The 13,951-nt window shown below is 69.2% G+C and carries 14 protein-coding genes; 11 read left to right on the plus strand and 3 right to left on the minus strand.

Features of this window, described 5'->3' with window-relative positions:
* Position 1 precedes the first annotated feature (1 nt).
* The 5 genes from SZ55_RS24605 to SZ55_RS24625 all read left to right on the plus strand — a co-directional run bounded on the left by SZ55_RS24605 (position 2) and on the right by SZ55_RS24625 (position 3,832).
* On the plus strand, positions 2–1,291 hold the full coding sequence (locus SZ55_RS24605) for a flavohemoglobin expression-modulating QEGLA motif protein (RefSeq protein ID WP_044413148.1): 1,290 nt from the start codon (positions 2–4) through the stop codon (positions 1,289–1,291).
* An 87-nt stretch (positions 1,292–1,378) separates the two neighbouring features.
* On the plus strand, positions 1,379–2,125 hold the full coding sequence (locus SZ55_RS24610; protein WP_044413151.1) for a TIGR00266 family protein: 747 nt from the start codon (positions 1,379–1,381) through the stop codon (positions 2,123–2,125).
* Positions 2,122–3,003 carry an alpha/beta hydrolase gene (locus tag SZ55_RS24615; RefSeq protein ID WP_044413154.1) on the plus strand — a complete coding sequence of 294 codons (882 nt, stop codon included), beginning with the start codon at positions 2,122–2,124 and terminating at the stop codon, positions 3,001–3,003. The genes SZ55_RS24610 and SZ55_RS24615 overlap by 4 nt, the downstream gene beginning before the upstream one ends.
* A complete protein-coding gene (locus SZ55_RS24620; protein ID WP_044413157.1) occupies positions 3,000–3,323 on the plus strand; it encodes a hypothetical protein in 324 nt (107 codons plus the stop codon). The genes SZ55_RS24615 and SZ55_RS24620 overlap by 4 nt, the downstream gene beginning before the upstream one ends.
* Positions 3,324–3,331: 8 nt before the next feature.
* Positions 3,332–3,832, plus strand: a complete 501-nt coding sequence (locus SZ55_RS24625; RefSeq protein ID WP_044413159.1) for an O-acetyl-ADP-ribose deacetylase — start codon at positions 3,332–3,334, stop codon at positions 3,830–3,832.
* Positions 3,833–4,013: 181 nt separating this feature from the next.
* On the opposite strand, the gene SZ55_RS24630 is transcribed toward SZ55_RS24625, so the two are convergent.
* Positions 4,014–6,275, minus strand: a complete 2,262-nt coding sequence (locus SZ55_RS24630; protein ID WP_082078337.1) for a heavy metal translocating P-type ATPase — start codon at positions 6,273–6,275, stop codon at positions 4,014–4,016.
* A gap of 71 nt (positions 6,276–6,346) precedes the next feature.
* Here SZ55_RS24630 and cadR point away from each other — a divergent pair, with 71 nt between their 5' ends.
* Positions 6,347–6,814: a Cd(II)/Pb(II)-responsive transcriptional regulator gene (gene cadR, locus SZ55_RS24635; protein ID WP_044413161.1), complete on the plus strand. Its 468-nt coding sequence runs from the start codon at positions 6,347–6,349 to the stop codon at positions 6,812–6,814.
* A 61-nt stretch (positions 6,815–6,875) separates the two neighbouring features.
* Here cadR and SZ55_RS24640 read toward each other — a convergent pair whose 3' ends face one another.
* Positions 6,876–7,652 (minus strand): OmpA family protein, encoded by a 777-nt coding sequence (locus tag SZ55_RS24640; RefSeq protein ID WP_044413164.1) that lies wholly within the window; start codon positions 7,650–7,652, stop codon positions 6,876–6,878.
* Positions 7,653–7,687: 35 nt separating this feature from the next.
* On the minus strand, positions 7,688–8,098 hold the full coding sequence (locus SZ55_RS24645; RefSeq protein ID WP_044413167.1) for a DUF4398 domain-containing protein: 411 nt from the start codon (positions 8,096–8,098) through the stop codon (positions 7,688–7,690).
* A gap of 292 nt (positions 8,099–8,390) precedes the next feature.
* Here SZ55_RS24645 and ppc point away from each other — a divergent pair, with 292 nt between their 5' ends.
* From ppc to SZ55_RS24670, 5 genes are all read left to right on the plus strand, one after another.
* The gene (ppc, locus tag SZ55_RS24650; RefSeq protein ID WP_044413169.1) at positions 8,391–11,030 is read left to right on the plus strand and encodes a phosphoenolpyruvate carboxylase; all 2,640 of its coding nucleotides are present in this window, start codon (positions 8,391–8,393) and stop codon (positions 11,028–11,030) included.
* Positions 11,031–11,187: 157 nt separating this feature from the next.
* Positions 11,188–11,835, plus strand: coding sequence for an adenylate kinase (gene adk / locus SZ55_RS24655; RefSeq protein ID WP_044413172.1), 648 nt, complete (start codon positions 11,188–11,190; stop codon positions 11,833–11,835).
* Positions 11,836–11,922: 87 nt separating this feature from the next.
* Positions 11,923–12,603, plus strand: a complete 681-nt coding sequence (gene tsaB / locus SZ55_RS24660) for a tRNA (adenosine(37)-N6)-threonylcarbamoyltransferase complex dimerization subunit type 1 TsaB (protein ID WP_044413175.1) — start codon at positions 11,923–11,925, stop codon at positions 12,601–12,603.
* Positions 12,604–12,733: 130 nt separating this feature from the next.
* Positions 12,734–13,081, plus strand: a complete 348-nt coding sequence (locus tag SZ55_RS24665) for a hypothetical protein (RefSeq protein ID WP_044413178.1) — start codon at positions 12,734–12,736, stop codon at positions 13,079–13,081.
* Complete coding sequence (locus SZ55_RS24670) at positions 13,081–13,941, plus strand: DUF72 domain-containing protein (protein WP_044413181.1); 861 nt, start codon at positions 13,081–13,083, stop codon at positions 13,939–13,941. The genes SZ55_RS24665 and SZ55_RS24670 overlap by 1 nt, the downstream gene beginning before the upstream one ends.
* Positions 13,942–13,951: the final 10 nt, after the last annotated feature.

Here is a 13,951-nt window from a genome sequence, read left to right on the forward strand (position 1 = left end):
CATGAGCCGGCGCAAGGTCCCTGACGACTACCAGAACACCGTTCGCAGCCTGTCCGACCGCATCGTCCTGGCGCAGACACCGATCCGCGTGCTGGACGCCATCAAGTGGGACGACAGCGTTCGCCAGGGCTTCCTCAAGCACAAGGGCAAGGCCATGCCCGAGGTGGACCGCGCCTATTACGAGAGCCGGCCGCTGGCCTTCGACCCGGTGGCCAAGAAGCTCGAATTCCAGAACATCGAACGCGACATCACCCGCCAGCTCGGCCAGTTCAACCCGGTGGGGCAGATCATGCGGCGCATGTGCAAGGAGTACCGGATGGTCATCCGCATGCTCGAAGCACGCGGTACGCCGGACTTCGGGCTGATCTCCCAGGAGCTCTACGGCGCAGCCTCCGACGCCTTCCATGCTGGTGACCCGACCCTGTCCGACCTGGGGCTGATGCTCTCGGACTACCTGAACAAGATCGACGACCGCGGCGACCTGAAGGACGAGCCCAAGACCCTCACCGCCAAGGACGCCGTCGGCCTGCTGCAGAGCCGCCTCTCGGCGGTGTTCGGCGACGAGACCATCCGCGTGCTGGAGTCCGACGGCATCGTCGCCGACGCGGCGGCCGGCGCCGACTACATCAAGATCCGCAGCGACGCGCTGTTCAACGAACGCGACGTGCGCGCGCTGGAAGTCCACGAAGGGCTGGTGCACGTCGGCACCACCCTCAATGGCCAGAACCAGCCGGTGTGCACCTTCCTCGCCAAGGGCCCGCCGTCGTCCACCGTGACCCAGGAAGGCCTGGCGATCCTCATGGAAGTGATCGCCTTCGCCTCCTACCCCTCGCGCCTGCGCAAGCTTACCAACCGCACCCGCGCCATCCACATGGCGGAGGAGGGCGCGGACTTCCTCGAGGTCTACCAGTTCTACCGCGAGCAGGGCTACGGCATGGGCGAGAGCTACGGCAGTGCCAGCCGCGTGTTCCGGGGCTCCTCGCCGGACGGGCTGCCCTTCACCAAGGACCTGTCCTACCTGAAGGGTTTCATCATGATCTACAACTACATCCAGCTCGCCGTGCGCAAGGGCAAGCTGGAGCAGATCCCGCTGCTGTTCTGCGGCAAGACCACCCTGGAAGACATGCGCACCCTGCGCCAACTCGTGGACGAGGGCCTGGTGGTGCCGCCGAAGTACCTGCCGCCGCAGTTCCGCGACCTCAACGCGCTGTCCGCGTGGATGTGCTTCTCCAACTTCCTCAACCACCTGAGCCTGGACCGCATCGAGGCGGACTACGCCAACATCCTCTGACGCCGCGGCGCTCGGCCCCGGGGTGCCGAACCGCGGCCTGGCCGGCGCCTGTGATTGATCCCCCAGCCACTTCCAAGGGAGCCCTGCATGGCCAGCCACCAGCTCGAATACGACATCCTCGGCGCCTCGGCGCAGACCGTGGAGATCATCCTCGACCCCGGTGAAACGGTGATCGCCGAGGCCGGCGCCATGAACTACATGACCGAAGGCATCCGCTTCGAAGCCCGCATGGGCGACGGCAGCAGCAATGGCCTGCTCGGCAAGCTGTGGGGCGCCGGCAAGCGCATGCTCACCGGCGAGTCGCTGTTCATGACCCACTTCACCAACGAAGGGCAGGGCAAGCAGCGCGTCGGTTTCGCCGCGCCCTACCCGGGCACCGTGGTGCCGGTGGACCTGGCCCAGGTCGGCGGGCAGCTGGTCTGCCAGAAGGACGCCTTTCTCTGCGCCGCCCACGGCACGCGCATCGGCATCGCCTTCAACAAACGCCTGGGCGCCGGGTTCTTCGGCGGTGAAGGCTTCATCCTGCAGAAGCTGGAGGGCGATGGCCTGGCCTTCGTGCATGCCGGCGGCACGGTGATCCGCAAGGAGCTGAACAACGAGACCCTGCGCCTGGACACCGGCTGCCTGGTGGCCTTCACCCAGGGCATCGACTACGACATCGGCCTGGCCGGCGGGCTGAAGAGCATGCTCTTCGGCGGCGAGGGCATCCTCCTGGCCACCCTGCGCGGCACCGGGACGGTGTGGATCCAGAGCCTACCCTTCTCGCGCCTGGCCGAGCGCATCTACGAAGCCACCTACAAGGCGCGCGAGGAAACCCGCGCCGGCGGCCAGTGAGGCGCCTCGTTCCGCTGCTGCTGGCGGCGCTGCTAAGCGGCTGCAGCGGCCTGTTGTTCTACCCCGAGCGCGAGCTGCCCTTCACCCCCGAGCGGGCCGGGCTGGCCTACCGCGACGTGCAGCTGGTGACCCGCGACGGCCTGCGCCTGCACGGCTGGTGGCTGCCGGTGGCGCCGGGCAAGGCGGTCAAGGGCACCGTGCTGCACCTGCACGGCAACGGCGGCAACCTCGCCAGCCACCTCGGCGGCAGCTGGTGGCTGCCCGAGCAGGGCTACCAGGTGCTGATGCTGGACTATCGCGGCTACGGCCACTCCGAAGGCCGGCCGGCCCTGCCGGATGTGTTCCTCGACCTGGATGCCGCCTTCGACTGGCTCGACCGTGCGCCCGATGCCCAGGGCCAGCCGCGCATCATTCTCGGGCAGAGCCTGGGCGGCGCCCTGGCGGTGCGCTACCTGGCCGAGCACCCCGAGCGCCGGGCCGGCGTCAGGGCGCTGGTGCTGGACGGCGTACCGGCCAGCTACCGTGACGTGGCTCAATTCACCCTCGGCAACGCCTGGTTAACCTGGCCGCTGCAAGTGCCGCTGTCCTGGCTGGTGCCGGATGGCGACAGTGCAATCGGCGCCATCGGCCGCCTGCAGGGGCTGCCGATGCTGATCTACCAGAGCATCGACGATCCGGTGGTGCCCCTTTCCAATGGCGTGCGCTTGTATCAAGCTGCGCCCCCGCCACGGGTGTTCCAGCCGACCCGGGGCGGGCACGTGCAGACCTTTGCCGACCCCACCTGGCGCGAAGTGATGCTGCGTTACCTCGACGACCCCAAGGGGTTCGTCGGGTTGCGACGGCTGGCTGAAGTCCCGAATACAGAGAGTCCCCAATGAGCGAACGCAACCCCATTCCGCTGATCCTCACCGGCGTCGGCACCATCATCGGCACCGTGATGGTCCTCTGGTACTACGGCTACCTGCACTTCGCCAAACCCGAGGACGCGTTGCTGCTGTCCGACTTCACCATGCTCAAGACCATTCCCGGCGAGGACTACAAGGTCTCGCTGCAGCCGGCCAACCAGGTCGCGCAGTGCATCGATGGCGTGCTGGTGCTGTTCGATACCCAGCAGAAGGGCCTGACCGGCGTGCTGGTGGACAACAAGAAGCAGGCCGTGCGCTGCATGGGCCAGGAAACCCCGCAGGAAGTCCGCTGAGACCGCTGATGAAGATCACCGTCTGGCAGGGCGATATCACCACCCTCGATGTGGACGCCATCGTCAACGCCGCCAATTCCTCCCTGCTGGGCGGGGGCGGCGTCGATGGCGCGATCCACCGTGCGGCAGGGCCGGAGCTGGTGGCCCGCTGCCGGATCATCGGCGGCTGCCCCACGGGCGAGGCGCGCATCACCCCGGGCTACCGCCTGCCGGCGCGCTTCGTGATCCACACCGTCGGGCCGGTCTGGCGCGGCGGTGACCAGGGCGAGCCCGAGCTGCTCGCCCGCTGCTACCGCAACAGCCTGGCGCTGGCCGAGGCGCAAGGGCTGGCGCGCATCGCCTTCCCGGCCATCAGTTGCGGCATCTACGGCTACCCGCTGGGGGCCGCTGCCGCCGTGGCCGTCCACGAACTGCGCCAACCGCGCCCCGCCGGCAGCAGCCTGGAAGAGGTGCTGCTGGTGGCCTTCGCCGAGGACATGGCGCAGCTCTACCGCGACGCCCTGGCCTGATCTGGCGGCTTTTGTAGGGTGGGTCGGGCGGCGTTCCGCTTCAGCCCACCGCTTTTCAGTGGCTTGAAGCACCAGAATGACCCGGCGACATTCCGGGCCCGCTGCTCCCTTGAGGGGAACCGCTCCCCGGGCTGAAGCCCGGGCTACGTGGGTTGTTCCGTAGCCGGGCGATGCCGTTCCTTTACTTCACTCCGCGCAACAGCCGCAGGCCGTTGAACACCACCAGCAGGCTCGCGCCCATGTCGGCGAACACCGCCATCCACAGGGTGCCTTCGCCCATCAGCGTGAGCACCAGGAACACCGCCTTGATGCCCAGGGCGAGGGCGATGTTCTGCACCAGCACCGACCAGGTCCGGCGCGACAGGCGGATGAACTGCGGCAGCTTGCGCAGGTCGTCGTCCATCAGCGCCACGCCGGCGGTCTCGATGGCGGTGTCGGTGCCCGCCGCGCCCATGGCGAAGCCGATGTCGGCGCGGGCCAGGGCCGGTGCGTCGTTGATGCCGTCGCCGACCATGCCGACCCGCTTGCCACCGGCCTGGCACTCGCGGATCGCGGCCAGCTTGTCTTCCGGCAGCAGGTTGCCGCGTGCTTCGTCGATGCCCACCTGGGCGGCGATGGCCGCAGCGGTGTGCGGGTTGTCGCCGGTCAGCATCAGGGTGCGCACCCCCAGCTGGTGAAGCTCGGCCACTGCTTCACGGCTGGTTTCGCGGACGCTGTCGGCCACGGCGAAGAGCGCCAGGGGGCCCTGTTCGTCGAGCAGCACGATCACCGTCTTGCCCTGGCGCTCCAGCACGTCCAGGCGGGCCTCCAGTTCGGGCGAGCACAACCCCAGCTCTTCCACCAGACGGTGGTTGCCCAGGTGGCAGGCACGCCCGGCCACCGTGCCCCGTACGCCACGGCCGGGCAGGGCGGCCTGCTCGTCCACCTCCAGCAGGGCGACGCCGTCGGCCTCGGCCGCCCGGGCGATGGCCTGGGACACCGGGTGGTCCGAACGAGCAGCCAGGCTGGCGGCCAGCTGGCGCGGGTCGAGCCCCGGCAGGTCGCGCAGGCGCACGTGGTCGGTCTGGGTCGGCTGGCCGTGGGTCAGGGTGCCGGTCTTGTCGAGGGCGACCCAGGCGAGCTGGCGGCCCATCTCCAGGAACACGCCCCCCTTGACCAGCACGCCGCTGCGCGCGGCTGCGGCGAGCCCGCTGACCAGGGTGACCGGCGTGGAGATCACCAGGGCGCAGGGGCAGGCGATCACCAGCAGCACCAGGGCGCGGTAGATCCAGTCCAGCCACAGCCCGCCCAGCAGCAGCGGCGGCACCACGGCAGTGGCCACGGCGATGAGGAACACCACCGGGGTGTAGACGCGGGAGAAGGCGTCGACGAAGCGCTGGGTCGGCGCCCGCGCGCCCTGGGCTTCCTCCACGGCGTGGATGATGCGCGCCAGGGTGCTGTCGTCCGCCGCGCGGGTGACGCTGTATTCCAGCTCGCCCTCGCCGTTGATGCTTCCGGCGAACAGCGTCTCGCCCGGCTCCTTCTCCACCGGCAGGCTCTCGCCGGTGATGGGGGCCTGGTTAACGCTGGAGCGGCCGCGCAGCACTTCGCCGTCCAGGGCGATGCGTTCACCGGGGCGTACCCGCACCCGCGCGCCGACCTGCACCTCGCGCGAAGACAGCGCCTTCCAGGTGCCGTCCTGCCACACAGTGGCCTGCTCCGGCGCCAGGTCCAGCAGGCCGCGGATGGCGTTGCGCGCCCGTTCCAGGGAGCGCGCCTCGATCAGCTCGGCGATGGCGAAGAGCACGCTGACCATGGCCGCTTCCGGCCACTGGCCGATCAGCATGGCGCCGGTGACGGCGATGCTCATCAGCGCGTTGATGTTGAGGTTGAGGTTCTTCAGTGCGATCCAGCCCTTGCGGTAGGTGGGCAGGCCGGCGGTGAGGATGGCCAGCACTGCCAGCCCGGCTTCCAGCCAGCCCGGGCCGATGGAGAACCACTCGCAGGCTTCGGCCGCCAGGGCGGCGACGCCAGCCAGGGCCAGCGGCCACCAGGGCTTGCGGCGCTCGGCCGGTGCCGGCGCGCCGGCTTCCAGGGGCTCGGCCTGCAKGCCGAGCTGGGCCACCAGTTGCTGCAGCGGCGCCAGGTCGACGAAGCGGTGGCGGACCTTGAGCACCCGCTGCATCAGGTTGAATTCCAGGGCCTCGATGGCCGGGACCTTGCCCAGGGCGTCACGCAGCAGGCGCTCCTCGGTGGGGCAGTCCATCGCCTCGATGCGCAGGCTGCTCCAGCGCGCCTCGCCGAGGGTGGCGTCCGGGGCGCGCAGCTCCGGCGCGGGGCCCGCAGGCTGATGATCGTGATCGTGATCGTGATCGTGATCGTGATCGTGATGGTCGTGGGCTGCCTTCGGCTTGGCTGTGGCCGCACGTCCGTGGTTGTGGTTGCAGCAATTGTCCTGGCTCATGGCGGACTCCATTGACGGTACGGGCGTCATTGCACACCCTGTAGCAACTACAGAGTCAAGGAGTGCTGCTCATGAAGATCGGTGAACTGGCCCGGCTGACCGAATGCCCGGTGGAAACCATCCGCTACTACGAGCGCGAGGGGCTGCTGCCCGAGCCCGCGCGCAGCGAGGGCAACTACCGTCTCTATACCCAGGCCCACGTGGAGCGCCTGGCGTTCATCCGCCATTGCCGCTCGCTGGACATGACCCAGCAGGAGATCCGCGAGCTGCTGCGCCTGCGGGACAACCCCGAGGCCGATTGCGCAGCGGCGAACCGGCTGATCGACGAGCACATCCACCACGTCGAGGTGCGCATCGCCGAGCTGCGTGCGCTGCAGGGCCAGCTGCGGGACCTGCGCGCCCAGTGCCAGGGCGCCGGCAGCAGCGAGTCGTGCGGCATCCTGCGGGAGCTGGAGCAGCCGGCACCGCCCAGCGTGGTGTCCGAAGCCTGCGCCGAGGCGGGGCACCTGCATGTGCCGGGTGTGCACGGGCGGCACTGAATGAAGATCGCTGCATGAAAAAGCCCGCCATCAGGCGGGCTTCTTCATGGGCGCGACGGCCTCAGAGGGCGCGGGGTGCGACCGGGCCGGGGCCGTTGGCGATGGTCACCTCGACCCGGCGGTTCAGCGCGCGGGAGGAGGGCGAGTCATTGCTGGCCACCGGGTAGTCCTTGCCGAAGCCGTGGGTGGTGACGCGGCTCGGGTTCACGCCCATGGCCACCAGGGCACGGCGCACGGAGTCGGCGCGGGCCTGGGACAGGCGCAGGTTGTGGTCGACGGTGCCGGTGTTGTCGGTGAAGCCTTCGATCATCACCTGGCGGTCCGGGTTCTGGGTCAGGTAGGTGCCCAGCTGGTGCACGCTCTGCATGCCGTTGGGGGTCAGCTCGGCGCGGTCCACCTCGAACAGCACGTCACCCAGGGTCACCACCTGGCCACGGTCGGTCTGCTTGGCCTTGAGCTGGTTGAGCAGCACGTCCACCTGCTGGTTGCGGGCGTCCAGCTGGGCCTGGGTACGCTGGGCCGGCGCCTTGGCCAGGGCCTCTTCGGCGGCCTTCTGCTTGATGGTCTGGCGGGCCAGTTCGACGCGCTGGTTGGTCAGGTAGGCCAGGTGGTCGACCTGGACCTGGTCCTGCTTGTCGGCGTAGGCCTGCTCGGCACGGCTGAGCATGTCGCCGGCTTCCTTGGTCTCGAGGGCGGCCAGGCTGTTGGCCTGGGGCTCGGCCTGCAGCTGGGAATAGTTGCTGCGGGCCTGGTCCAGGTTCGGGTTCGGCTTGGAGGCGCAGGCCACCAGGGCCAGGCTCAGCACGGAAAGGGCGGAAACGCTGATCAGCTTGTTCATGGGGATCATCCTTAACTGGGTTCGGAGGCCGGGGTTCACTGCACCAGGATCGGGGTGCGCGAGCCCTCTTCACGGATCTGCTGGACACCCTGGTGGGCATCTTCCAGCACCTTCTCGGCCTTCACCGCCAGCGCCTTGCGCTCGGCCACGCGGGCATCCCACTCGGCCTGCTCGGCAACGCGGCGGGCCTCGTCGTAGCGCTCGTCGCGCATCAGGCGCTCGGCTTGGTCGAGCTTGTCCTGGGCGGTCTTCATTTCAACCGGGGCGTACTGCGGAGCGCCGGCATCGACTGCGCTCTTGACCACGGTGTTGGTGACGGCGAACTGTTCGGTCGGCGGGTTGCCGGCGCAGCCGGCGAGCAGGGCGGTAGCGCCCAGGGCCAGCACGGCCATCACTGTTCTCGGATTCGCTACAGCAGCGCGCTTTTTCATCATGTTCAGCTCCATTGGTGACCTCGGCCCGGTGGGGCCTCATGGCTACTTTCCTGCCAGATGCGCGCCAATGAATACCTATTGACGCCGGATAGCCGCTTTTAGGCGGCGTTTGCCGAATGACCTGGCTTATGGGGTGTGACCGGCCGCCTGTCGAAAATGTTCAAGAAAATTTACGAGGCAGGGTCACAGCCCTTGACCGCAGCGAGCCGGAGCGCAGGTGCCGCGGGGTAGAGCGGCGGTCTTGCCAGTGCTGCCTGCCATGGGCACTCTGGAACTCCCTTGCCCATTACCGGAGAGGCCTGCCATGGCGGAGATCGACCCGCGCCTGCGTGAAGACGTCCACCTGCTCGGCGAACTGCTGGGTGACACCATCCGTGACCAGTGGGGCGATGCCTTCCTGGAGAAGATCGAGCGCATCCGCAAGGGCGCCAAGGCCGCGCGCCAGGGGGTGGCAGAAGGGCGGCAGCGGCTGGAGGCGTCCTTCGCCGACCTCACCACCGACGAGCTGCTGCCGGTGGCCCGTGCCTTCAACCAGTTCCTCAACCTGGCCAACATCGCCGAGCAGTACCACCGGGTACGCCGCCAGGCGCCGGGTGAGCCGCTGGCGTTCGAGCAGCGCGTGCTGCCGGAACTGCTGCAGCGCCTGCGCCAGGCCGGCCACGCCCCCGATGCGCTGGCCCGCCAGGTGGCGACGCTGGACATCGAGCTGGTGCTCACCGCCCACCCCACCGAGGTGGCCCGGCGGACGCTGATCCAGAAGTACGACGCCATGGCGGCGCAACTGGCCCGCCTGGACCATGACGACCTCACCGACGCGGAACGCGAGTCCGTGCACCTGGCGTTGCGCCGGCTGATCGCCGAGGCCTGGCACACCGACGAGATCCGCCGCCAGCGGCCGACCCCCGTGGACGAGGCCAAGTGGGGCTTCGCGGTGATCGAGCATTCCCTCTGGCAAGCGCTGCCCAACGTGCTGCGCAAGGCCGACCAGGCGCTGTTCGCCGCCACTGGCGAGCACCTGCCCCTGCGCGCCGCGCCCGTGCGCTTCGCCTCGTGGATGGGCGGCGACCGCGACGGCAACCCCAACGTCACCGCAGCGGTCACCCGCCAGGTGTTGCTGCTGGCCCGCTGGATGGCGGCCGACCTGTACCTGCGGGACGTCGATCACCTGGCGGCCGAGCTGTCCATGCAACGCGCCAGCGATGAACTGCTGGCGTGCGTCGGCGGCGAACAGGCCGAGCCCTACCGCGCCTTGCTCAAGCAACTGCGCGAGCGCCTGCGTGCCACCCGTGCCTGGGCCCAGGCCGCGCTGGACGGCGAACGGCTGCCCGGCACCGATGTGCTGCAGGACAACGAAGACCTGCTGCAACCGCTGGAACTCTGCCACCGCTCGCTGCATGCCTGCGGCATGGGCGTGATCGCCGATGGCGCGCTGCTGGATTGCCTGCGCCGCGCGGCCACCTTCGGCCTGTTCCTGGTGCGCCTGGACGTGCGCCAGGACTCGGCCCGCCACCGCGCCGCCCTGGCGGAGATCACCGACTACCTCGGACTGGGCGACTACAGCCAGTGGGACGAGGACACGCGCCTGGCCTTCCTCCAGCGCGAGCTGGCCAACCCGCGCCCGCTGCTGCCGCCCCATCACCAGCCCGGCGAGGACACCGCCGAGGTGCTCGCCACCTGCCGCGTGGTGGCCCAGGCGCCGGCGGCGTCACTCGGCTCCTACGTGATCTCCATGGCGGGGGCGGCCTCGGACGTGCTCGCCGTGCAACTGCTGCTGAAGGAGGCCGGGCTGCAACGGCCGATCCGCGTGGTCCCGCTGTTCGAGACCCTGGCGGACCTGGACAACGCCGCGCCGACCATCGACCGGCTGCTGGGCCTGGCGGACTACCGCGCGCGCCTGTGCGGCCCGCAGGAAGTGATGATCGGCTACTCCGACTCGGCCAAGGACGCCGGCACCACCGCCGCCGCCTGGGCCCAGTACCGTGCTCAGGAAGCACTGGTGCAGGTGTGCGCCCGGCATGGCGTCGAACTGCTGCTGTTCCATGGCCGGGGCGGCACGGTGGGGCGCGGCGGCGGACCGGCCCACGCGGCCATCCTGTCGCAGCCGCCGGGTTCGGTGGCGGGGCGCTTCCGCACCACCGAGCAGGGCGAGATGATCCGCTTCAAGTTCGGCCTGCCCGACATCGCCGAGCAGAACCTCAACCTCTACCTGGCCGCCGTGCTGGAGGCGACCCTGCTGCCGCCGCCGGAGCCCGAGCCGGCCTGGCGCGAGGCCATGGACCGGCTGGCCGCTGATGGCCTGGCCGGCTACCGCGACGTGGTGCGCGGGCACCCGCTGTTCGTCGAGTACTTCCGCCAGGCCACGCCCGAGCAGGAGCTGGGGCGGCTGCCCCTGGGCAGTCGGCCGGCCAAGCGCCGGGCCGGCGGCATCGAGAGCCTGCGGGCGATCCCCTGGATCTTCGCCTGGACCCAGACGCGGCTGATGCTGCCGGCCTGGCTGGGCTGGGAGCGTGCATTGCAGGGCGCCGAGGCGCGGGGCGAGGGGCCGTTGCTGCAGCGCATGCGCGAGAGCTGGCCGTTCTTCGCCACCCGCATCGACATGCTGGAGATGGTCCTGGCCAAGGCCGACGCGCCGATCGCAGCGCTCTACGACGAACGTCTGGTGGAAAATGGCCTGCGTCCGCTGGGCGCGCATTTACGCGACCTATTGTCGCAGGCCTGTACATCGGTACTGCGCGTGACCGGCCATTCCGAGCTGCTCGCCCTCAGTCCGGAGACCCGCGAGGCCATCGGCGTGCGGAATATCTACCTGGACCCGCTTCACCTGCTGCAGACCGAGCTCCTGGCCCGTTCCAGAGCGGCTGGAAGCCGCGTGGAAGACCCCCTGCAGCTGGCCTTGCTGGTGAGCGTGGCGGGCATCGCGGCGGGCCTGCGGAACACCGGCTAGAGGGCCTTTTGCTCCGACTTTCGACGGCTTGTGCGCTATAGGGGTGCTGTGTATCTTGAGCAACCTTTTGGCCGCTCGAAGACGCCGAAACCGATACTGAGATTGGCCCCACGAGGCGAATCCGAAGACTTCAAAACAATTCTTGAGGAGCACATCGATGCGCGTGATTCTGCTGGGGGCGCCCGGTGCCGGCAAAGGTACCCAGGCTGGTTTCATCACCAAGAAATTCTCCATCCCGCAAATCTCCACCGGCGACATGCTGCGTGCCGCCGTGAAGGCCGGTACCGAGCTGGGCCTGAAGGCCAAGAGCGTGATGGATGCAGGTGGCCTGGTGTCCGACGACCTGATCATCAACCTGGTCAAGGAACGCATTGCCCAGCCCGATTGCGCCAACGGCTTCCTGTTCGATGGCTTCCCGCGCACCATTCCCCAGGCCGAGGCCATGAAGGAAGCAGGCGTGAGCATCGACCACGTGGTCGAGATCGCCGTCGATGACGAGGAGATCGTCCAGCGCATCGCCGGTCGCCGTGTGCACGAGGCCAGCGGCCGCGTCTACCACGTCGTCTACAACCCGCCGAAGGTCGAGGGCAAGGACGACGTCACCGGTGAAGAACTGGTGCAGCGCAAGGACGACACCGAGGAGACCGTGCGTCATCGCCTCTCCGTGTACCACTCCCAGACCAAGCCGCTGGTGGACTTCTACCAGAAGCTGTCGGCCGCCGAAGGCACGCCGAAGTACAGCGCCGTCGCCGGCGTGGGCAGCGTCGACGAGATCACCGCCAAGGTGTTCGCCGCCCTGTCCTGATCCCTCGCGATCATCCCGACCAACGGCCCGCTTGCGGGCCGTTGGCGTTTATAATGCGCGCCTTTTTTCGCTCACCTGGATGCCCCGATGACCACCCTGCTGGCCCTGGATACCGCCACCGAAGCCTGTTCCGTCGCCCTCCTGCATGAAGGGCGCGTGCTCAGCCATTACGAGGTGATTCCCCGGCAGCACGCCCAGCGCCTGCTGCCCATGATCCAGGACCTGCTGGGCGAGGCGGGGGTCGCCCTGTCCGCCGTGGACGCCATCGCCTTCGGCCGTGGCCCGGGTGCCTTCACCGGAGTGCGCATCGCCATCGGCGTGGTCCAGGGGCTGGCATTCGCCCTCGAGCGCCCGGTACTGCCGGTTTCCAACCTCGCGGTGCTGGCCCAGCGTGCCCACCGAGAGCAGGGCGTGACCCAGGTGGCCGCCGCCATCGACGCGCGCATGGACGAGGTCTACTGGGGCTGCTACCGCCTGGAAGCCGGCGAGATGCGCCTGGCCGGTGTCGAGGCGGTCCTGCCGCCGGAGCAGGTGGCGCTGCCCCGCGATGCAGCGGGCGACTGGTTCGGTGCCGGCACCGGCTGGGGCACCTACGGCGAGCGCCTGGCGGTGCCGACCCAGGGGCGCGACGCGGCCCTGCTGCCCCACGCCCAGGACCTGCTCGCCCTGGCCGGTTTTGCCTGGGCCCGTGGTGAGGCCGTTGCGGCCGACGCGGCGCAGCCGGTGTACCTGCGCGACAACGTGGCCACCCCCAAGGCGCCGGTCTGAGGGGAAACATCGGCGGTCGCCATAGGCGACGGCCGGTATGGCCGGACGTCCGTGCCGATTGAAAATCACCCGGCGCCCGGCTAGATTCCACTCCGTTCAGGCCCACCTTTAGCGACAGCAGAAGCTCGCAATGCGCATCGACGGTTTCACCTCCTCCATCTCGCTGGACCGCAGCCCTCGCCAGGGCAGCGCGACCAATGCTTTCCGCGAGGTGCAGCGCGAGGTCGAAGCGCGCCGTGATACGCCGTCCAGCCCCGGCAATACCCAGGGTTTCGAACAGGTCGCCCAGCCCCGCAAGGTGGAGGCGGGCAACGCCAGCAGCAATGCCCTGCCGGCCCGTCCCCAGGACCTGCAGCAACCCGCCGCGCGCAACCTCAGCAACCGGGCCTACCAGGCCATCGCCAGCTACAGCTCCACGGCCAGCTTCGCCTCCGAAGCCGACGCGCCGGAAGTCCTCGGACTCGACCTCTACGCCTGATGCTGCCGTACTTCATCGGCTGCCCGTCCTGGAACGAGCCAGCCTGGCGCGGTTCCCTCTACCCTGACGATGTCCGCCCGGCGGAAACCCTGGAGCATTACGCCCGGGTATTCAACGCCGTCGAGGGCAACACCACCTTCTATGCCCGTCCCGCACCCGCCACCCTGCAGCAATGGGCCGAGCGGATGCCGGAGGGCTTCCGCTTCTGCGCCAAGCTGCCCCGGGACATCAGCCACGAAGGCGACCTGCGGGACAAGGTCGAGGCCACCCAGGCCTTCCTGCAGTTGCTCGAACCGCTCGGTGGGCGGGTCGCGCCGCTCTGGCTGCAACTGCCGGCCAGCTTCGGGCCGCAGCGGCTCGGCGAGCTGGCGGACTGGCTCGATACCTTCTCCCACCGCGCCATGGCGGTGGAGGTGCGCAACAACGCCTTCTTCGCCCGGGGCGAGGAGGAGAAGGCCTTGAACCGCCTGCTCCATGAGCGTGGTGTGGAGCGTATCTGCCTGGATTCCCGGGCGCTGTTCGCCTGTGAGTCCGACGACCCCGCCGTTCGCCACGCGCAATCGAAGAAGCCGCGTGTACCGGTGCGCCCGGCGGCGTTCAGCCGAGCCCCGCAGGTGCGCTTCATCGGCGGCCCTGACCTGGACGCCAACCAGGTGTGGCTGGAGCCCTGGCTGGACAAGGTGGCCGGCTGGATCGAGGAGGGCCTCACGCCCTACGTGTTCCTGCACACCCCCGACAACCACCTGGCCGCCGCCCAGGCCAGGCGCTTCCACGACGGCCTGATGGGACGCCTGCCGGGCCTGCCCGCCCTGGCCGAGCCCGAGGTGGCCCCGGCAGCGGAGCAGTTCGAGCTGCTCTGATCCCCGGGCA

Source organism: Pseudomonas sp. FeS53a (genome assembly GCF_000931385.1).
GTDB lineage: Bacteria > Pseudomonadota > Gammaproteobacteria > Pseudomonadales > Pseudomonadaceae > Metapseudomonas > Metapseudomonas otitidis.

Coding starts and splice junctions, on each gene's coding strand:
- ppc (WP_044413169.1), top strand. CDS start 8,391: ATGGCGGAGATCGACCCGCGCCTGCGTGAAGACGTCCACCTGCTCGGC.
- SZ55_RS24645 (WP_044413167.1), bottom strand. CDS start 8,098: ATGGAGCTGAACATGATGAAAAAGCGCGCTGCTGTAGCGAATCCGAGA.
- cadR (WP_044413161.1), top strand. CDS start 6,347: ATGAAGATCGGTGAACTGGCCCGGCTGACCGAATGCCCGGTGGAAACC.
- SZ55_RS24610 (WP_044413151.1), top strand. CDS start 1,379: ATGGCCAGCCACCAGCTCGAATACGACATCCTCGGCGCCTCGGCGCAG.
- tsaB (WP_044413175.1), top strand. CDS start 11,923: ATGACCACCCTGCTGGCCCTGGATACCGCCACCGAAGCCTGTTCCGTC.
- SZ55_RS24670 (WP_044413181.1), top strand. CDS start 13,081: ATGCTGCCGTACTTCATCGGCTGCCCGTCCTGGAACGAGCCAGCCTGG.
- adk (WP_044413172.1), top strand. CDS start 11,188: ATGCGCGTGATTCTGCTGGGGGCGCCCGGTGCCGGCAAAGGTACCCAG.
- SZ55_RS24625 (WP_044413159.1), top strand. CDS start 3,332: ATGAAGATCACCGTCTGGCAGGGCGATATCACCACCCTCGATGTGGAC.
- SZ55_RS24640 (WP_044413164.1), bottom strand. CDS start 7,652: ATGAACAAGCTGATCAGCGTTTCCGCCCTTTCCGTGCTGAGCCTGGCC.
- SZ55_RS24605 (WP_044413148.1), top strand. CDS start 2: ATGAGCCGGCGCAAGGTCCCTGACGACTACCAGAACACCGTTCGCAGC.
- SZ55_RS24620 (WP_044413157.1), top strand. CDS start 3,000: ATGAGCGAACGCAACCCCATTCCGCTGATCCTCACCGGCGTCGGCACC.
- SZ55_RS24665 (WP_044413178.1), top strand. CDS start 12,734: ATGCGCATCGACGGTTTCACCTCCTCCATCTCGCTGGACCGCAGCCCT.